We start from the raw sequence: 18,336 nt of genomic DNA on the forward strand, positions 1-18,336 counted from the left end.
GATTGAGTCTATTTCTAGTGTTACTAGAGATAGACTTTCCAGTCCTTATTTACATTAGAACGTTAATGATCGTATATGATTTAATCGCATGGTCATATGTTATAATAATCTACATAATATGTAAAAGATATTTTATTATTGTTTCATTTTGTAAACCCTTACATAATGGAGTGAAGGAGGTTTACTATGAAAAATCAAAGTCTATTAACGAAGCTGATAGTATTTGCGAGTATCGTCAGCATTATTCCAGTTATTGTTGTCGGTGTATTTTCATATATGCAATCATCTAAACATATTCAAGAAAAAGTCAATCACGAAAAGACTCAAGTAATACGGCAAATACAATCCAATATTGAACAAGTTTTAGTAACGGTTCACCATAGTGTTAGTAAAACAACCGACTCACCACTGATGGAATCTGTTATACGTAGTCCATTATTAGCAGAAGATTTCTCGATTTACCGAGAGTTACGTCAAGAGTTAAGTAATTTAAGGTCATACGATACGAAAGTAGATGAAGTAATTCTCTTAAACTTACAAGAAGATTGGATAGTTGATTATACCGGAATCTCAAGATTAGGCGATCATCCTGATAAAGAGCTGTTTTTATCTTACTTAGATTTGGAACATAATTCTACTTGGATTTTATTAAATAATGCCGACTTTGAAGAGCCGATCTTACTTGGACATTGTCCGTATACGATTAGTTTGGTTAAGAAGCTTCCTCCTAAACTAAGCGAAAAATATGGGCTTGCCTTTACAAACATACCCACGTGTAGTTTAGCAGAGATGATTAATGTTGATGAACTATCCGACGAAGTTATGATTACCGATGAGGACTATACAATTATTGTTCACCGTGATCCTAACCTAATTGGACAATCGTTAGTTGACACTCATTACATTGAGTCATTAGAGGGATTTTCAGAGCGATCAGGTCAATTTGACGTTTTGAACCATGAAGAATTTTATACAGTTACGTACCATAAGTCTGATTTTAATGATTGGAATTATATTTCTTTTAATTCAATTGATGTTTTAACGCAGGAAAGTAAAAATATTGGCTGGATTACCTTTTTAATGATTACGTTTATCGTCTTAACATGTATTTTATACATTTTTATCATTAGTAGAAAATTATATTCGCCAGTTAATAAGTTAGTAGCTTATATTGAAGAGCACCTACCAGAACAGACAGTAAAAAAGCGAAATGAAATAGAAATCATTGAAGATCATATTAGTGAGCTCTTCTCATCGAAGTCACATCTAGAGAAAGAGCTAAGAGAGCATTCGCAACAAATGAAAACAATTTTTATAAATCAGTTATTTACCGGAGATTACAAAAGGAGCGAAATTCAGGAGAAATTATTAGATTTTGAATTAAGTGACTTAGTGCAATCATGGGAACGAATGGTCGTTTGTACAATTCATATTGATAACTTAGATAAGTTGAATTATCAATCACATGATTTAGAAAGGATTTCATTTGCAGTTAAAAATATTGTTGAAGAAACAGTGCCAGTGGAAAAGCGTTTGCCAACTGTTTGGACAGACAAAGTGTTAATTTTATTATTAGGTTTTAGTGTTGAAGAAATACAGGCAGATCAGTTGTTTAATGTAACTGAAAAGGTTCAAACGAATATTCATGAAACATTAAATATATGTGTAAGTATTGGTGTAAGTCGAAAGTTTGCAGATATTAAAGCAGCAAATAAGGGCTATAAAGAAGGAATAGATGCATTGAAACACCGTATGACTTTAGGAACAGGAGTTATTGTTCATTTTTCAGCACTATATTCAGAAAAACAAGCTGCAGTATTTGACTATCCTAAAAGAACAGAAGAAGAGTTGCTGATTGCGATCAAATTAGGTGAAGAGGATAAAGCGAAACAACAATTGAAAATATGGATAGAAAAAGTATTTAAAAAGGCACAATCACCACAGGAATATCAAATATTTATGATGGAACTTCTAAATAATTTATTAATGTTAAAGCAAGAGAGTCAAATTAGCTTTGAACAATTAAATATTTACCACGTTTCATTATATGAAGAATTACTTCAATTGAACATGAGGATGGAAGTAGAGCAATGGTTTTTAACAAGACTGATTCAACCACTTATTCAAATTTTTCAAAAGCGGAAAGAGTCACAGTTCCATAATCTCTCTGAGAAAATTATCGATATGATTCATCAACGGTATGATGAGGAGATTACATTAGAAGAATGTGCAGCGGAGCTTCACTATAATGCTAACTACTTAAGCAGTGTATTTAAACAAGAAACAAATTATACATTTAGTGAATATTTGTCAATGTTTCGATTTAAAATGGCAAAAAAGTGGTTAGTGGAGACGTCGATGACAGTAAAAGAAATCGCTGATCAATTACAATACAAAAATTCACAGAACTTCATAAGATCTTTTAAAAAGCAGGAAGAAATGACACCTGGACAATATCGAAAGAAGTATCAAAAGATTTCTTAGCAGAGAGGATAAAGGTCCATTTAGAAAGGCGGATAACGCTTTCTATGTGGACCTTTTCATGTGAATTATAATTGAATGAAGCCATTCTGGAATTGCCATAATAACCCATACAATCATTAGATCAGATAGAATGAAAATGACACTGCGCAAGCGTTGTAAGGGCTTACATAATGAGATGGTGATTATATGAATCATGATTACTTTTGAATATGATCGTAAGTAACAACTAATCACTTATATCAAAAACTTACCAACGTTGTTAAATTGATTTAGGGGGTGACACTTAGTCTCACTAGTTTAGGAGTTGTTACGTTATTCTTAATTATCCTGAAGTGAAAACGTTAGCTGAGATGTGTGTTATGATCGAAAAGAAAATTAAAAATTGGGGGTTATAAAATGATGATTGCAAAAAAGTATGTTGTCGTTGTTTGCAGTTTTGCACTATTAATAATGATGTTAATTGCATGTAATAATGAAAACGCTTCAAATAGTGATGAAACACCTTCTGATTCAAATGATACGAATGGAGGAACAGTTAGTGAAGCAGACGAGTCAGATGAGCAGTATGAATTTTCAATAATGACGAATTTGCACACAGCGGAAACACCTGATCCAAAAATTCAAGAGTTAATTGAGGAGATGACGGGGTACAAACTTGATATACAATGGGTCCCAGATAGTAACTATGAAGAAAGATTAAATACAGCATTTGCTACAGGTTCATTACCAGATGTTGTGAGAATTGGGTTTAACCAAATGAATCAATTTAAAGATGCTATTCGGAATGATCAATTTTGGGAAATTGGTCCATATTTAGACGAGTTTGAAAATTTGAGTAATTTAAATGAAGATATTATGGCCAATACAATGGTTGACGGTAAGTTATATGGAATTTACCAAGCGCCCATTATCACGACAAGGAATTATTTATCGGAAGGATTGGGCAGATAATTTAGGATTAGAAGCACCAACAACAACTGATGAGTTTATGGAAATGGTTCGTGCGTTTACAGAAGATGACCCAAACGGATCGGGTAGTAATGATACGATTGGACTTGCCGATCGTAGTGATTTAATATATGGAGGGTTTAAGACGATTGCTTCTTGGTTTGGGACTCCAAATGAATGGGGAGAAAAAGACGGGGAGTTACTTCCTGAATTTATGTTTGATGAATATATGGATACATTAGACTTTTATAAAGAAATGCACTCAAACGGCTATATTAACCAAGATTTCCCTGTTACGAGTAAAGACGATCAAATTGCCCTTGTAACAAATGGAACTGCTGGTGTATACGTTGGTTCTTTACATGATGTGACATCGTTAAATAATGATGCTATCGCCCTTAACCCTGATTTAGAATTCGATGTTCAAAACCGTGTTGAAGGACCGCATGGAGAATTTGGTGTTTGGGCAATACCGGGATTTGGCGAGATAATTATATTTTCTAAAACATCTATTGAAACAGAAGAAGATTTAAAGAAAATTTTAGGATTTTATGATAAGTTAGCATCCCCTGAAGTGATCAATACTTTATACTGGGGTATTGAAGGAGAACATTATGAATTAAAAGACGGTCGTGCTGATAATTCGATCGCAGAACAACGCATTACTGATACAGAGGTTAGGCCATATTTAACATTAGAAATTGGTGAGCCAGAAACGACAGGACGTTATGAGGGATATACAGATTATGAGGTTCGCCAGAAAGCAGACGAATTAGTTATTGATAACAATAATTATCTAATTCATAATCCAGCTGTAACACTAGATTCGGAAACATTTATTCGTGATGGAGAGCGTTTAAATCAAATGATTGAAGATGTAACAGTTCGTTATATACTCGGTCAAACAGATAAAGAGGGATTTGAGAAGGCAATAGAAGACTGGCGTGCTCAAGGTGGAGACGCTATTATTGAAGAAATAAATGAATCGTATAAAGCATTAAATTGATAAGTAGAAGAGGATTGATTCATTTAGGGTCAATCCTCTGTTTTTTTAATAGTTATATAGACATTACAATATGATTAATGTAAAGCATTGTGCAAAATGAAACGGTTGGACTAATTATAATCTTATCTAGCATTAATGAATAATCTTTATCTTTGATTTAGTAAAAAACCTTGATTAATCAACGTTTTTTACACTGTTATGGTGAAATGATTATAGCTGTAATTTTGATTTCCTATTAAGATTGTTTTAGAAAGCGTTTACAAAAGAGTTTCTTGAAAGGGAGATGACAATGGAAAATCAAGTAGCTGTAGAAAAAACACCAGTTCCGGAACCGGAATTTAGTAGGCGTTCTGAACTCATGAAGAGGTTAAAAAAGAATAAATGGATATATTTAATGATCGCTCCTGGTATTCTTTATTTCTTCATTTATAAGTACATTCCAATGTATGGTTTGGTTATTGCTTTTCAAGATTACAAGCCTTTTCTTGGGATTATGGGGAGTGAGTGGGTTGGTTTTCAGCATTTCGAACGTTTATTTTCGAGTCCTGATTTTTGGATGATATTTCGAAATACACTAGTTTTATTTGCATTGCAGATTTTTGTGTATTTTCCAATTCCAATCATACTAGCTTTAATGTTAAATGAGGTTCGCAATCAATTTTTCAAAAGAAGTGTGCAAACATTGATTTATATCCCTCACTTCATGTCATGGGTTGTCATTGTTTCTATTAGCTTTGTTATGCTGACATTAGATGGTGGGATCATTAATTCGATTATTGAGGCAATGGGCTTTCAAAAAATAAACTTTTTAATGAATCCAGATACGTTTAGGCCGATGTATATTCTTCAAGTTATTTGGCGTGAAGCTGGGTGGGGGACGATTATTTTTTTAGCAGCAGTTGCGGCAGTTGATCCGGAACAGTATGAAGCTGCAAGAATTGATGGAGCAAATCGATTTAGACAAATGTGGCATATTACATTACCAGCAATTCGTAGCGTCATTGTTGTACTACTAATATTGAAAATTGGAGACGTATTAGAATTAGGTTTTGAACATGTTTATTTATTGCTAAATGCATCAAACCGCGAAGTTGGTGAAATTTTCGATACGTATGTGTATACAGCAGGTTTAAGGCAAGGTCAATTTAGTTATAGTACTGCTGTTGGCTTCTTTAAAGGGATTGTCGGCTTAATTTTAGTCATATTTGCTAACTGGTTAGCGAAAAAAGCTGGAGAAGAAGGAGTTTACTAAGAAAAGGGGTGTGGGATCATGGTAAAAGATCGATCAATTGGTAGTCGATTATTCGATGTAACCAATATTACGTTATTAGTTATTATTGCTTTATTATGTGTGTTACCGTTTTTACATGTTATAGCTGCTTCGTTCACAACGAGTGCAGAACTAGCTGATAAACGTTTTGTATTAATTCCAACTGTTTGGAGCTTAGACGCGTATCGTTATATCTTTTCAACTGATACGATCATGAAGGCAATGTTAGTATCGATTGGTGTCACCGTTGGAGGAACAATTTTCAGTATGTTGCTATCGACATTAACTGCTTATGGATTATCAAGGAAGGATTTAGTTGGTAGAAGGTTTATTATGTTTTTTATTGTATTTACATTGTTATTTAATGGAGGAATGATTCCAACATTTTTAGTAGTTCAGTACACAGGTTTATTAAATACATTGGCAGCTCTTGTGATACCAGTCGCAATTAATGCCTTTAACATGATCATTTTAAAAAGTTTCTTCCAAAACCTCCCATCTGGACTTGAAGAGTCTGCTAAAATTGATGGCTGTAGTGACTTTGGCATACTGTTTCGCATTGTTATTCCGTGTTCAATGCCTGCCATTGCGACCATTTCATTATTTTACGCTGTGACATATTGGAATACGTATATGCATGCGATTCTATATATTAGTGATTCCTCGAAATGGCCAGTGCAAGTTCTGTTAAGACAGGTTGTTGTATTAGCTAGTGGATTAAACTATGATGGTGCAGAATTTACGAATGTTCCACCTCCGGAAATTACCGTGAAGATGGCCGTTATCGTAGTGGCTACATTACCGGTTTTACTCGTGTATCCATTTATACAAAAACACTTTGCTAAAGGAGCTCTATTAGGCTCAATGAAAGGTTAAATTTGAAAGAAATTGGGTGGAAATATGAACGTTCAACATAATCAACTGCAACAATTAGATGAACAGTATCATGAATTATTTAAATGGTTAGCAGGTCAGTACGATTCGAAAACAGGGGGTTTTTATTATGCGAAAAGCTCAAGGGAGGATGATCGTTTTACACCTGATATAGAATCAACGGCTCAAGCAATGAATATCCTTATTCGAAATGAGGCACTAGATAACTCACCTAAGCAAATAAAAGAAAAACTCATTCGCTTCTTTCAAAATAAGCAAGTAAAAGAAACAGGATATTTTTAGATGACGATCCAGCGATGAAGAAGGATGAAGTAATGGTGCAAAGGCACTTGGCTATTCGATGAATGCATTAAAGCGATTAGGTAGTAAACCTTTGTATCCACTACCTTTAAAGGCTAAATCAGCACCAGCATTTACACAATCAGTAGAAGCATATATAGAAAAATGGAAAAGTATTGATTTAAGCAATAGCTGGCGTGGATGTGATTTGTTAGCTACTTCATGTGTTTATTTGAATGAAATGGATAGAGAACGTAGGCAGCCGTATATTGAGGCAGCAACAAAATATTTTGCTTCGATTCAAGATCAACAGACGGGGTTATGGGGAGAAGGAAGTATGTACGTTCGTATTTCTGGAACGTTTAAGCTTTACACATTTTACAATAGGTTCCAAATACCAATCCCGAATAAAGAAAACATATACAAAAGTATTTTGACTTGTTTGCGGACAGAAAAAGCGATTGATATGTGTTATATTCGTAACCCGATTGATCTCCTAGTTTATCTTGATATGGATATACCGGAAAAAGAGCTTTTTGAAATCATTGAAATAACGACAAACAATATTAGCAAATTAAAACGTGCTGATGGAGGATTTTCCCGAGAATTAAATCATTCACCAAAAGCACCTAATGTTGCTCAAGTAAAGGAAGGCGAATATTATCCCCATATGCCCGAACCGGTTATGCTAGGAAACGGTCTAGTAGAAGGGATATGAATGCCAGCACACAAGCTACACTTATTCGGAAACAATGCTATCATTTAGCCGGTATTACACCATCTCCACTAAAAGAAGCCGAATATTTTAGCGAGTATCTAGCAAATGTACAGTAGTTTTATATTATTTCAAGAATAAGAGAGAAGTGTTATGGAGGTATGACATTTTTTCGAATACCGAAAGAGAAAAGACTCTCAAAGCAAGCTGTAATAACATTATTGAATCATACTATTTTTCAGTTTGGTAACTCATTGTCACTTATTTTTATAAATTTATATTTATGGCGTTTAACTGAAAGTTTAATGATTAATGGTATGTTTAATGTAACCGCAATCATGGCTCAATGTCTCACAACGCTTCTAATTGGTAAATTAGCTAAGAGAAAAGGCCATCTAGTTATGTATCGATATGGAATCTTTTTGACAGCATTTTTTTACCTATGTGTTATTACGACAAGGGAAAGTATGGTTGATTATTTCGTTTTGTTTGCGATCATTCGTGGGATTGCCCAATCTACGTATTGGTTAAGCTATTTTACTTTAGCTCACGAAGTATCAAATAATCAGAATCGCCATCGATATCTAGGCTGGAATCAAGCATTAATGGGCGTTGCCAATTTGATCGGACCGGCAGTAGCGGGGTATGTCATTAGTGTTCAGGAGGGGTTGGCTGGTTATACGATTGTTTTTTCATTTGCGTTTGCCATGTTTATATTAGCGACTATTGGAAGCTTTAGAATGGAAAAGGAAGAGACACATCATACTCAATATTATATGAAACTATTACCGCTTATTATAAAGAGAGAAAGGCGTTTTGGTTATTCACTCTTTGGTTGGTTTTTATTAGGGTTTCCTCAAGGGATTATGATGTATGTTCCTCCTATTCTCTTATTTGTCATCTTTCCTGACGAGAGCTTTATCGGAATGACCAATGCGTTATTTCTAGCATTATCAATTATAGCTAGTTATGTTATTTCGCGTTTGGCAAACACTGTACATTCACGAAAATATTTATTTGTGTCAGCCATTGGTATGTTACTTTCAGCCAGCTTCTTATTTTGGGAATTAAGTATATGGACGGTAATGTTATTTATGTCGATAAACTCATTATTTAAACCATTACAAGCAAATACGTATGGGGTCTATTACTTTACATGGTTAGATCACATACCATTGAAAAAGCACTTTCGCGTAGAAACAGTTGTATTGCGAGAAGCCATTATAAATGGGGGCAGAGCGTTAGGGGTTGTCATTTTTATGATATTTGCTAATGAGATAAATCCAACAACAGTTCCTCTTGTTCTATTTTTTGTATTAGCAATTCAGTTATTGGTTCCATTTTTAATAAAAAATAAAAGGAGCGATTGATAGTGGCTATTGGAAAATGGGAAGAAGTAGATCAATTAGTTAAAAGAAAGATTCATCCACCTGGAGATCAGGTAATGATGATGGAAGTTCAATTTCAAAAAGGTGGTATTGGGCAAGAACACAGCCATCCGCATGAGCAGTTAACATATTGCCTTAAGGGTGTCTTCGAATTTAAAGTTGATTACAACACAATTGTTTTAAACGAAGGTGAAACACTTCACATTCCAAGTAATGCAGTTCACAGCGTGGTTGCATTAGAGGACGGCATTTTATTAGATACGTTCACACCATTGCGGAAAGATTTATTAAATTCAGAGCAAAGCAAGGGGGAAACGAAATGAATCAAGTGCTAATTCAAGGCAAAAGTGCATTAGAATGGGCAGAAAATGCTGCAAAAAGTTTGATGGATGAGTTTGAACCGATTATGCTACCACCCGCAAACCGCTGGCATTATCATCAAGGGGTATTTCTTTGTGGAGTGTATCAGCTTTATTTAGAAACGGCGAACGAGGCTTATTTTCATTATGTAAAAGAATACGTTGATAAGTTAGTTGATGAAAACGGCAACTTTTATTTTGAGCGCGATCAATTGGATGCGATTCAACCAGGTTTATTATTGCTACCGTTATATGAGCAAACAGGAGATGATCGCTATAAGGTTGCTGCTTCAAAATTACGTAATTTATTAAAGACAATAAATCAAACGTCTGAGGGTGGATTTTGGCATAAAGATAAATATCCGTATCAAATGTGGTTAGATGGGTTATATATGGCAGGTCCTTTTACATTACAGTACGGACAACAGTTTAATGAACCTAAACTCGTGGATCTCGTATTAAAGCAAGAGGCATTAATGAGAAAGAATACGTTTGATCCTGAAACTGGGCTTTATTTTCATGGATGGGATGAAAGTGGCATGACTCCCTGGAGTGTACCTAAAACAAATACCGCACCAGAAATTTGGGGACGCTCATTAGGATGGTATGGATTAGCGGTGGTGGACCTTATAACTTTATTACCTGAGGACCATGAAAAAAGGTCTGAATTAATTCGTGTATTACAAGATTTAATTAAAAACTTGGTTCGATATCAAGATGAAGAGTCAGGTTTATGGTACCAAATCATAAATAAAGGGAACTTACCGGATAATTGGCTCGAGAGCTCTTGTTCAAGCTTGTTTGTTTATACGATTGCTAAAGCTGCTAAATGTGGTTTTATCGATTCAACGTATGCTAAGTACGCTAAAAAAGGCTATGAAGGCATAATATCGCAATATGTTGAAGAAGACGAAGAAGGAAAGCTAGCATTAACAGGGATTTGTATTGGAACTTCTATAGGTGTTTATGACTATTACGTCAATCGCCAAACAAGTGTAAACGATTTACATGGAGTAGGGACATTTATAATGGCTAGCTTACAATTAAAGGATTTGTAGAGAAGGAGTGGGTGTGATATGGAAATGAGCGGTTTAATGGGCGGTTTCTATCGGGTAAGTGTCTTCGTCTCACGCCTTGCTTATATCAACATTTTATGGGTGTTATTTACATTGCTCGGTTTAGTCATATTCGGTTTTATGCCTGCAACGGTTGCGATGTTTGCTGTAACGAGGAAAGGGATTAGAGGTGCAAATGATATATCTGTTTTTAAGATGTTTTGGCAAACTTATAAAAAAGAGTTTGTTAAAGCGAATTTATTTGGTGTGTTCTTCGTATTTATCGGATATATCATTTACGCGAACTTTGTATTATTGGCTGAACAAATTGTATGGATGCAAATCGTTCGATATCTCTTGCTCGTTCTAACAGTCGTTTATTCTCTGACTCTACTAATGTTTTTTCCTGTATACGTTCACTATGACGTAAAACCTATCGAGAAGTTTAAAGTTGCGGTCTTGCTGACGCTCTCCTATCCGCAGTATATCATTTTCATGGCAGTAAGCGTCGTAGCTGTTCAGTATTTAGTAATGTATATTCCAGGTTTAATTCCATTCTTTACGTGTAGCTTGATTGCGTTCATATTGACTAAAATTGCAAATATCGTATTTAAAGTCGTTAGTGATCGGCATCTTCAAAATGTCACGAAGAATGAGGAGCATGTGCAAGTATATTAAAAATAGTGGAGAGAAACAATGTGGAGATTACAAATACAAAAAAAGTCTCAACTAAGAAAAATACAAAATCATGAATGATTCGGAGAATTATGTAAATACTACCTTTATCTTTGTGTTATGATGAAGGAAAGTCTTTACATAGAGGGGATGAATCAGATGGAAAAAGCAATTGCAAGGTATATTGATCATACAGCATTGAAAGCTGACACGACTGAGGAGGAAATTATCAAGCTTTGTGAAGAAGCGAAGGAATATTCCTTTGCATCTGTTTGTATAAATCCGACATGGGTAAAACGAGCATCACAATTATTAAATGGTGTTGATGATGTAAAGGTATGCACCGTAATTGGCTTTCCGTTAGGGGCAACTACATCTGAAGTTAAAGCGTTTGAAACGCGAAATGCGATTGAAAATGGTGCGAACGAAGTTGATATGGTCATTAATGTGGCTGCTTTAAAAAGAAAAGATAATGATTTTGTAGAAAAAGATATACGGTCAGTCGTAGAAGCTGCGAATGGAAAAGCTTTAGTTAAAGTTATCATCGAAACCTGCTTGTTAACAACCGAAGAAAAGCGTCGTGCTTGTGAATTAGTTGTTAGAGCTGGTGCTGACTATGTAAAAACATCAACAGGCTTTTCAACTGGTGGGGCTACGGTTAGTGATATTCAATTAATGCGTCAAACAGTTGGACCTAAAACAGGAGTAAAAGCTTCAGGCGGCGTACGAGACCTTGAAGGGGCGAAAGCAATGATTGAAGCTGGAGCGACAAGGATAGGGGCAAGTGCTGGTGTCGCAATTGTTAATGGCGAAAAAACGAATACGACATATTAGAAAAAGGCGAAATGACGCCTTTTTCGCTATAGTTGAAGGATAGTATCTTAGAATAGCGTTTGATTAGAAATGTTCTTTTGCGTATAATCCAACTTTTTTGAGTAATGTGATCGCTTGTTTCATCTCTTCCTCTGTTAACCCCGCAGTTGCCTCTGTAATAATTTGTTTGTGTTCTGGGAAAATTTCCTCGATAAAGGCGTACCCAGCTTCAGTTAATTCAGCATAAATTGTCCGTCTATCTGTTTGGCAACGCCTTCTAGTTATAAGTTCTTTTTTTTCCAATTTATCAATGACATAGGTTGTATTGGCGTTAGAGGTTAATATTTTCTCACCTATTTGTTGAAGTGGTTTCGTTCCTTTATGATAAAGAAGTTCTAAAACAGCGAACTCAGTTGTTGTAAGTCCATGATTGCTAATTTGACGATCAGAATGTTTGCTAAGCCAAATAGAAGCTCTCGACAGGACGATGAAGAGCTTTAAAGATAAATCATGTTTGTCTTTTGTATCGATATTAATAGAATTTCACTCCTTTCTACACCTTATACAGAGATAATATTCTAGTTGCGAAATAAGATCAAGACTTTTTCTAAAAAAAGGTAATTTATTAATTGCATAAAAATAATAGGAACCTGTTACTTGTTTATACTATTATAAGGTGAATTCTTATGAAGGGGTCTTATAATGATGGATCTATGGCTATTTTTCTCGTTGCAATTCTCGTAGCAGTTATCGGACTAGTTGTATTCTTACCGAAGAAACAACCAACACCAGTTAAAGTACCCGTTCAAACACAAATGAATCCACAGTTAGAAGGTGCATATGCCGTGAAACGTAATGATCAAATGGCAAAACAACAATTTGAAGATGTACAACAACAGGATGTCGAATTAGAAACAGCTGAGGAGCTAACACCAGAAATCGACGAACAAATACATTCATTCCAATCAACATTACAACAATTAAGGATGAAGTCGAATCACCAGCCATCAACTATTCAGTACTCAAAACATGACAATCGACAAATGCTGTTACAGCAAGTTCAGCAAATGAATCGAGAAGCAAAGGGCCAGCAGAAGCAATTGTACACACAATTACAGCGAACGATTCAGCAAGCCACGCAGTTACTCCATTCAATAGATGAGTCTGTTCAATCTATGGAAACGTTAACTACATTAACTGAACAATTAGAACAAACGGAACAGCAGTTACAGCAGTCTTCTAAATAATGAATTGGATTACGACTTATAAATGACTCTTCATTCAATACATGTTCAGCTAATTAGAACCAAATTTTTATTGAAGCTAAAATCCCATATGACGAGCAGTTATCCTCTTTTATGCATCCGTTGGATTAGTGAGGCGAATCGATTAGCTATTGGTAACAAAATGAGAGAGCAAATCGTGTTAAATATAACACTTGCATGGGCTAACTGCGTCATGGGGTCTGGAGTAAGAAAATCTGTAACCATGCTTAATAGATCAATAATTGGTAAAAAGAGAAGGACCCCGATAACATTTACCCAGATATTTGCAAAGGCTACTAATCGAGCACTTTTCCCTGAGCCTAAACTAGCGAGATAGGCCGTAATACACGTTCCGATGTTCGCTCCTAACATGATGGCAATACCTGCAGGTAAATGTAGAATGTGGTCATTCATAAATCCCATAGCAATAGCAGTTGTCGCTGTACTTGATTGAATTAGAGCTGTCATAATCGCACCTAAGCTAACACCCAAAAAAAGATGTTCATTTGTTAAATGAAAGAAAGAATGAATATTTGGTATGGAAGAGAGCGGAAAAGCTAAAGATTTCAATCCATCCATTGCAATAAAAATACAAGAAAGACCAAATGCGAAGCAGCCCAATGAGAAAGGAAGAGTTTTAGGAATTAGAAGAGCCACAAACCCTACGACAAGTAATGGAATGATCAATGATGAAACGTCAAGCGTTAATAATTCAGTCGTAAACGTTGTCCCAATATTCGCACCGAGAATAATGCCTATTGAATGTCTAAATTGTATTATTTTAGCTGCAACTAAGCCTACAATCATAACGATAATAACTGAACTACTTTGGAGGAGAGCAGTTGCTATGATACCTATAATAAATCCTTTCCATGGTGTATCAGTCATTTGCTGCATCCAACGTTGTAAGCTACGTCCACCTAGTTGAAAAAGTCCTGTACGTAACACAATCATCCCAAATAAAAAAAGCGTTATGTATACTGCTAGTAGCGATATTAATTCCTTGATCATGTGATCACCTCTATTAATACTGTATGGACAAGGGCGAATTAGCATGACAGGATTTTTTTAACTAGAATTCGGTTCGTGTTGAAGTAATGTCGACATTTGAGTACTATTCATAAGTAGAAAGTTTTAAGTTGACCAAAAGATGGGTATATATTATAATTCTATAAGACGTGCATTCTTTATAAGAGGTACGTGTTGATGTTGTTTGTTTCGGAGGGAGGATATATAATGGCAGAGACTCGTGTTCGCAAAAACGAATCGATTGATGCTGCACTTCGTCGCTTCAAGAGATCACTCTCTAAAGAAGGAACGTTGGCTGAGGTTAGAAAGCGTAAGCACTATGAAAAGCCTAGTGTGAAACGTAAAAAGAAATCTGAAGCAGCAAGAAAGCGTAAGTTCTAAGAGAGGTGTATTTATTTGAATCTTCTTGAACAGTTAAATCAAGATATGAAGACGGCGATGAAGAACAAAGAAAAAGATAAACTCTCTGTTATTCGTATGGTGAAATCATCGTTGCAAAATGAGCAAATCAAGCTTGGTCGTGACTTGACAGATGATGATAGCCTTACGGTGCTTAATCGCGAACTGAAACAACGCAAGGATTCCCTCCATGAGTTTGAAAAAGCAGATCGTGAAGATTTAGCTGTTAAGCTTCGTGCAGAGATTTCCGTACTTGAAGCGTATATGCCTGAACAATTATCAGAAGAAGAGCTAACAACTATTGTACAAGAAACAATAAAAGAAGTTTGTGCTACTTCAAAGGCGGATATGGGAAAAGTGATGGGAGCTATTATGCCTAAGGTTAAAGGAAAAGCTGATGGTGGCCTTGTGAATCGTCTTGTTCAACAACATTTATCTTAAGCTTGACGCAAAAGGCTGTCTTATAGAACGGTTGAGCTTTTGAAAAAAGCTCAGAAAAGGGTGTCACCAATGTACAGGTGACACCCTTTTCTTTATTTGATTTTTAAGTAACCAAGTTAACGGGGATAATTATTCTTCCTTTTTTCGATCATTTTATTTTTAAAAGTTTAATCATTGTAAAGGTACATAAAATGAATGTAAGAACTATCGAATTTCATCTTTTTATACATTATTGTGAAACCTATGGAAGTGCAGACTCGTATACGGTAATATGACATCTAAGAAGGGAGGGGTAATCTTTGAGGAAATATGTGTTACGTTTTTCGTTTGTTTGTTTTATTTTGGCTTTTTTCTTACTGCCGATTCAAGCACTTGTTCACAGTGATGAAGAGAAAACAGTACAAGTTGTTTTCTTTATTCCGGTTGAGCAAACTGTTGAACGCGGGCTTGAAGCTTTTATGAAACGGTCCTTTGAAGCGGCTTTTGAAGCAGGTGCGGATCATATTGTATTAGAAATGCATACGCCTGGGGGTGCCGTTGATGCAGCAGGGAACATAGCGAAGCTAATTCAGGATACAGATATACCTATTACGACATTTGTTAATTCAGATGCCATTTCTGCTGGAGCATATATCGCTTTAAACACCGATGAGATTGTCATGCACCCAAATGCAAGTATGGGATCAGCCGCTGTCATTGATGGTGAAGGAAATGCTGCTGAAGAAAAAACACAGTCATATTGGTTAAGTAGAATGGAAGCTGCAGCTCTTTTAAATGATCGTAACCCAATTTATGCCCTTGCTATGGCTGACAAAAGCGTTGATTTACCTGAATTAGGAGCACCTGAGGGAGAGTTATTAACTTTAAACGCCAATCAGGCTTTAGAAGTAGAGTATGCTGAAGCAATCGTGAAAGATCGTATAGAGCTACTTGAATATATTGGGTTGGAAAATGCGATTATAGAGGATATGGAAGTAAGCTTCGCAGAACAAATTGCTCGTTTTGTGACTAATCCAATTGTCATCCCCATTTTGCTATCGATTGGCAGTTTAGGACTGATATTGGAATTGTATTCACCTGGATTTGGAGTCCCTGGTATTATGGGGGGTTCAGCACTATTGCTATTCTTTTTCGGTCATATGATCGCTGGGTTTGCAGGCTGGGAATCCTTTATTCTCTTAGGGGTTGGATTTGCTTTAATAGTAATAGAGATTTTTATGCCTGGTTTTGGTATATTTGGCCTACTTGGTATAGGCTCTGTAATTGGTGGAATGCTATTAGCTTCATTTTCAGCAGCAAGTATGCTTTTGTATATCGCAATTGCTGCCGTTATCACAGCAATCGTAGTAACTTTCATTTTCCGTAAAATTGGTTTAAGAGGACCTATGAGAAAAATGATCTTGACTGATTCAACGAGCAATGAAAAAGGTTTTATAACAAATGAAACGCGGAAAGAATTAATTGGTCGCGTTGGAGAAACAATAACCCCTCTTCGTCCGTCTGGTTCTGCGGTTTTTGACCATGAACGACTTGACGTAGTAAGCGAGGGAGGATATATTGAACAAGGAAGGAAAATTGAGGTTGTTTATACGGCAGGCTCAAGAATTGTTGTAAGAGAAAGTAAATAAAATGTAGGAGGAATGGAAAATGCCATTAGATGCTGGGAATATTATGGTTCTCGTCGGTTTAGCGATTATTTTTATTTTGTTGGCAGTATTATTTACGTTTGTTCCAGTAATGCTCTGGATTTCAGCGTTAGCAGCTGGAGTGAAAATTGGAATTTTTGAGTTAGTGGGGATGCGCTTACGTCGTGTTATTCCTGCAAGAGTTGTTAATCCATTAATTAAAGCGGTGAAAGCAGGTCTTGACTTAAATACTTCACGTCTTGAGGGACATTACTTAGCAGGTGGTAATGTTGACCGTGTTGTTAATGCATTGATTGCTGCTCAAAGAGCGAACATTGAATTAAGCTTTGAACGTGCAGCAGCGATTGACCTAGCTGGTCGTGACGTTTTAGAAGCTGTCCAAATGAGCGTTAATCCGAAAGTTATTGAAACACCGTTTATTGCTGGTGTGGCAATGGATGGAATTGAAGTAAAGGCAAAAGCACGTATTACAGTAAGAGCAAACATCGATCGTTTAGTCGGTGGTGCTGGTGAAGATACAGTTATTGCCCGTGTTGGGGAAGGGATTGTATCGACAATCGGTTCTGCTGATAATCATAAGAAAGTTCTAGAAAACCCAGATATGATTTCTCAGACGGTATTAGGTAAAGGATTAGATGCTGGTACAGCCTTTGAAATTTTGTCAATCGATATTGCTGATATCGATATCGGTAAAAATATCGGTGCGGAATTACAAACAGACCAAGCGGAAGCAGATAAGAAGATTGCACAAGCGAAAGCAGAAGAGCGTCGTGCTATGGCCGTTGCTCATGAGCAAGAGATGAAGGCTCGCGTTGAAGAAATGCGTGCGAAGGTTGTTGAAGCAGAGGCAGAAGTCCCAATGGCACTTTCTGAGGCATTACGCCAAGGGCATATGGGTGTAATGGATTATATGAATTACCAAAATGTGATGGCTGATACAGATATGCGAGATTCTATCAGCAGAGCTTCAGGACAATCGAACGAAACGAATGAAAATTCTTAATAGAGCATCCTCCAAAATAGGAAAGGAGGAAAAGTATGGGTTTTGATAACTTATTGCCTTTTATCGTTATTATCGGTGCATTGATTAGTTTTTTTGGCCGAATAGCAAATGAAAAGAAAGAGCAAGAGAGAAAGCAGCAACAACGTCGGCAAACTCCTGCTCAGCAACAACAATCAGAACAACAAGTTGAGACTAACGAACAGCAAATTGATTGGCGCGATTTATTTAATACAGATGAATTTGAACAAAAGACATCTTGGCCAGGAGCTGAGTCGGCAGAACCATCAAAATCACAAATGCAGCAAGTTGAAAGTGAAGATAGACTAGAAAAAGAACAGAAAAAGCAAATTGAACGAAGAGAAAAATTAGAAAAAAGACTTAAAGAAATAAAGCAACAAACTGCCAAGACACGTCAACAGTCTGCGGCAACTGAATCAAGTGGGTTGAATTTACAATTTGATCAACTGTCGAATAAAGAGGCTATGCAAGGTGTTGTTTGGGCGGAGGTACTAGGTCGTCCTCGGGCGAAACAGCCTCATCAAACGTTTGGTAGAGGTAGAAGAACCCGATAATATACAAAAAATGCTAGAGCTTGTCAACATTCTCTTATGTTGACAAGCTCTTTTTTGTAAAAAGAAAACCCTAGGCTAGGCCTAGGGTTCCGGAA

General features: G+C 36.1%; 20 protein-coding genes. 18 read left to right on the forward strand and 2 right to left on the reverse strand.

Annotated features, from left to right (window positions below):
* The first annotated feature begins 186 nt into the window (after positions 1-186).
* From JCM19034_RS12080 to deoC, 12 genes are all read left to right on the forward strand, one after another.
* A complete protein-coding gene (locus JCM19034_RS12080; RefSeq protein ID WP_062050038.1) occupies positions 187-2,484 on the forward strand; it encodes a helix-turn-helix domain-containing protein in 2,298 nt (765 codons plus the stop codon).
* A gap of 396 nt (positions 2,485-2,880) precedes the next feature.
* The gene (locus tag JCM19034_RS25035; protein WP_370621919.1) at positions 2,881-3,435 is read left to right on the forward strand and encodes an extracellular solute-binding protein; all 555 of its coding nucleotides are present in this window, start codon (positions 2,881-2,883) and stop codon (positions 3,433-3,435) included.
* On the forward strand, positions 3,371-4,438 hold the full coding sequence (locus JCM19034_RS12085) for an extracellular solute-binding protein (protein WP_370621920.1): 1,068 nt from the start codon (positions 3,371-3,373) through the stop codon (positions 4,436-4,438). Before JCM19034_RS25035 ends, JCM19034_RS12085 begins: the two co-directional genes overlap by 65 nt.
* A gap of 289 nt (positions 4,439-4,727) precedes the next feature.
* On the forward strand, positions 4,728-5,690 hold the full coding sequence (locus JCM19034_RS12090) for a sugar ABC transporter permease (protein WP_062050040.1): 963 nt from the start codon (positions 4,728-4,730) through the stop codon (positions 5,688-5,690).
* A gap of 18 nt (positions 5,691-5,708) precedes the next feature.
* Complete coding sequence (locus JCM19034_RS12095; RefSeq protein ID WP_062050042.1) at positions 5,709-6,584, forward strand: carbohydrate ABC transporter permease; 876 nt, start codon at positions 5,709-5,711, stop codon at positions 6,582-6,584.
* Positions 6,585-6,608: 24 nt separating this feature from the next.
* The gene (locus JCM19034_RS25040) at positions 6,609-6,884 is read left to right on the forward strand and encodes a hypothetical protein (RefSeq protein ID WP_370621921.1); all 276 of its coding nucleotides are present in this window, start codon (positions 6,609-6,611) and stop codon (positions 6,882-6,884) included.
* A 58-nt stretch (positions 6,885-6,942) separates the two neighbouring features.
* Complete coding sequence (locus tag JCM19034_RS25045; RefSeq protein WP_370621922.1) at positions 6,943-7,599, forward strand: hypothetical protein; 657 nt, start codon at positions 6,943-6,945, stop codon at positions 7,597-7,599.
* A 158-nt stretch (positions 7,600-7,757) separates the two neighbouring features.
* Positions 7,758-8,966 carry an MFS transporter gene (locus tag JCM19034_RS12105; protein WP_062050044.1) on the forward strand — a complete coding sequence of 403 codons (1,209 nt, stop codon included), beginning with the start codon at positions 7,758-7,760 and terminating at the stop codon, positions 8,964-8,966.
* 2 nt (positions 8,967-8,968) lie between these two features.
* Positions 8,969-9,307 (forward strand): cupin domain-containing protein, encoded by a 339-nt coding sequence (locus JCM19034_RS12110; RefSeq protein ID WP_062050046.1) that lies wholly within the window; start codon positions 8,969-8,971, stop codon positions 9,305-9,307.
* Positions 9,304-10,401, forward strand: coding sequence for a glycoside hydrolase family 105 protein (locus tag JCM19034_RS12115; RefSeq protein WP_062050048.1), 1,098 nt, complete (start codon positions 9,304-9,306; stop codon positions 10,399-10,401). The genes JCM19034_RS12110 and JCM19034_RS12115 overlap by 4 nt, the downstream gene beginning before the upstream one ends.
* A gap of 18 nt (positions 10,402-10,419) precedes the next feature.
* Positions 10,420-11,076, forward strand: a complete 657-nt coding sequence (locus tag JCM19034_RS12120; RefSeq protein ID WP_062050050.1) for a YesL family protein — start codon at positions 10,420-10,422, stop codon at positions 11,074-11,076.
* Positions 11,077-11,232: 156 nt separating this feature from the next.
* Positions 11,233-11,907 carry a deoxyribose-phosphate aldolase gene (deoC, locus tag JCM19034_RS12125; protein ID WP_062050052.1) on the forward strand — a complete coding sequence of 225 codons (675 nt, stop codon included), beginning with the start codon at positions 11,233-11,235 and terminating at the stop codon, positions 11,905-11,907.
* A gap of 63 nt (positions 11,908-11,970) precedes the next feature.
* On the opposite strand, the gene JCM19034_RS12130 is transcribed toward deoC, so the two are convergent.
* A complete protein-coding gene (locus JCM19034_RS12130; protein ID WP_370621925.1) occupies positions 11,971-12,423 on the reverse strand; it encodes a MarR family winged helix-turn-helix transcriptional regulator in 453 nt (150 codons plus the stop codon).
* A 149-nt stretch (positions 12,424-12,572) separates the two neighbouring features.
* On the opposite strand from JCM19034_RS12130, the gene JCM19034_RS12135 reads away from it, so the two are divergent.
* A complete protein-coding gene (locus JCM19034_RS12135; protein ID WP_062050056.1) occupies positions 12,573-13,133 on the forward strand; it encodes a hypothetical protein in 561 nt (186 codons plus the stop codon).
* Positions 13,134-13,232: 99 nt separating this feature from the next.
* Here JCM19034_RS12135 and JCM19034_RS12140 read toward each other — a convergent pair whose 3' ends face one another.
* A complete protein-coding gene (locus tag JCM19034_RS12140; RefSeq protein WP_062050058.1) occupies positions 13,233-14,162 on the reverse strand; it encodes a Na/Pi symporter in 930 nt (309 codons plus the stop codon).
* A 225-nt stretch (positions 14,163-14,387) separates the two neighbouring features.
* On the opposite strand from JCM19034_RS12140, the gene rpsU reads away from it, so the two are divergent.
* The 5 genes from rpsU to JCM19034_RS12165 all read left to right on the forward strand — a co-directional run bounded on the left by rpsU (position 14,388) and on the right by JCM19034_RS12165 (position 18,241).
* Positions 14,388-14,561 carry a 30S ribosomal protein S21 gene (gene rpsU / locus JCM19034_RS12145; RefSeq protein ID WP_062050060.1) on the forward strand — a complete coding sequence of 58 codons (174 nt, stop codon included), beginning with the start codon at positions 14,388-14,390 and terminating at the stop codon, positions 14,559-14,561.
* Between the two features lie 15 nt (positions 14,562-14,576).
* Entirely contained in the window at positions 14,577-15,020 is a 444-nt protein-coding gene (locus JCM19034_RS12150) for a GatB/YqeY domain-containing protein (protein ID WP_062050062.1), read from the forward strand.
* 299 nt (positions 15,021-15,319) lie between these two features.
* On the forward strand, positions 15,320-16,648 hold the full coding sequence (locus JCM19034_RS12155) for a nodulation protein NfeD (protein ID WP_062050064.1): 1,329 nt from the start codon (positions 15,320-15,322) through the stop codon (positions 16,646-16,648).
* A gap of 43 nt (positions 16,649-16,691) precedes the next feature.
* Positions 16,692-17,669: a flotillin-like protein FloA gene (gene floA, locus JCM19034_RS12160; RefSeq protein WP_370621926.1), complete on the forward strand. Its 978-nt coding sequence runs from the start codon at positions 16,692-16,694 to the stop codon at positions 17,667-17,669.
* Between the two features lie 35 nt (positions 17,670-17,704).
* Positions 17,705-18,241, forward strand: coding sequence for a hypothetical protein (locus JCM19034_RS12165; protein ID WP_062050068.1), 537 nt, complete (start codon positions 17,705-17,707; stop codon positions 18,239-18,241).
* Positions 18,242-18,336 lie beyond the last annotated feature (95 nt).

This window comes from Bacillus sp. JCM 19034, from assembly GCF_001310635.1.
GTDB lineage: Bacteria > Bacillota > Bacilli > Bacillales > Bacillaceae_D > Halalkalibacter.

Bases quoted from the DNA above. Each gene is read 5' to 3' on its own strand.
- JCM19034_RS12080 (WP_062050038.1), top strand. From the start codon at position 187: ATGAAAAATCAAAGTCTATTAACGAAGCTGATAGTATTTGCGAGTATC.
- JCM19034_RS25035 (WP_370621919.1), top strand. From the start codon at position 2,881: ATGATGATTGCAAAAAAGTATGTTGTCGTTGTTTGCAGTTTTGCACTA.
- JCM19034_RS12085 (WP_370621920.1), top strand. From the start codon at position 3,371: ATGGAATTTACCAAGCGCCCATTATCACGACAAGGAATTATTTATCGG.
- JCM19034_RS12090 (WP_062050040.1), top strand. From the start codon at position 4,728: ATGGAAAATCAAGTAGCTGTAGAAAAAACACCAGTTCCGGAACCGGAA.
- JCM19034_RS12095 (WP_062050042.1), top strand. From the start codon at position 5,709: ATGGTAAAAGATCGATCAATTGGTAGTCGATTATTCGATGTAACCAAT.
- JCM19034_RS25040 (WP_370621921.1), top strand. From the start codon at position 6,609: ATGAACGTTCAACATAATCAACTGCAACAATTAGATGAACAGTATCAT.
- JCM19034_RS25045 (WP_370621922.1), top strand. From the start codon at position 6,943: ATGAATGCATTAAAGCGATTAGGTAGTAAACCTTTGTATCCACTACCT.
- JCM19034_RS12105 (WP_062050044.1), top strand. From the start codon at position 7,758: ATGACATTTTTTCGAATACCGAAAGAGAAAAGACTCTCAAAGCAAGCT.
- JCM19034_RS12115 (WP_062050048.1), top strand. From the start codon at position 9,304: ATGAATCAAGTGCTAATTCAAGGCAAAAGTGCATTAGAATGGGCAGAA.
- JCM19034_RS12120 (WP_062050050.1), top strand. From the start codon at position 10,420: ATGGAAATGAGCGGTTTAATGGGCGGTTTCTATCGGGTAAGTGTCTTC.
- deoC (WP_062050052.1), top strand. From the start codon at position 11,233: ATGGAAAAAGCAATTGCAAGGTATATTGATCATACAGCATTGAAAGCT.
- JCM19034_RS12135 (WP_062050056.1), top strand. From the start codon at position 12,573: ATGAAGGGGTCTTATAATGATGGATCTATGGCTATTTTTCTCGTTGCA.
- JCM19034_RS12140 (WP_062050058.1), bottom strand. From the start codon at position 14,162: ATGATCAAGGAATTAATATCGCTACTAGCAGTATACATAACGCTTTTT.
- rpsU (WP_062050060.1), top strand. From the start codon at position 14,388: ATGGCAGAGACTCGTGTTCGCAAAAACGAATCGATTGATGCTGCACTT.
- floA (WP_370621926.1), top strand. From the start codon at position 16,692: ATGGTTCTCGTCGGTTTAGCGATTATTTTTATTTTGTTGGCAGTATTA.
- JCM19034_RS12165 (WP_062050068.1), top strand. From the start codon at position 17,705: ATGGGTTTTGATAACTTATTGCCTTTTATCGTTATTATCGGTGCATTG.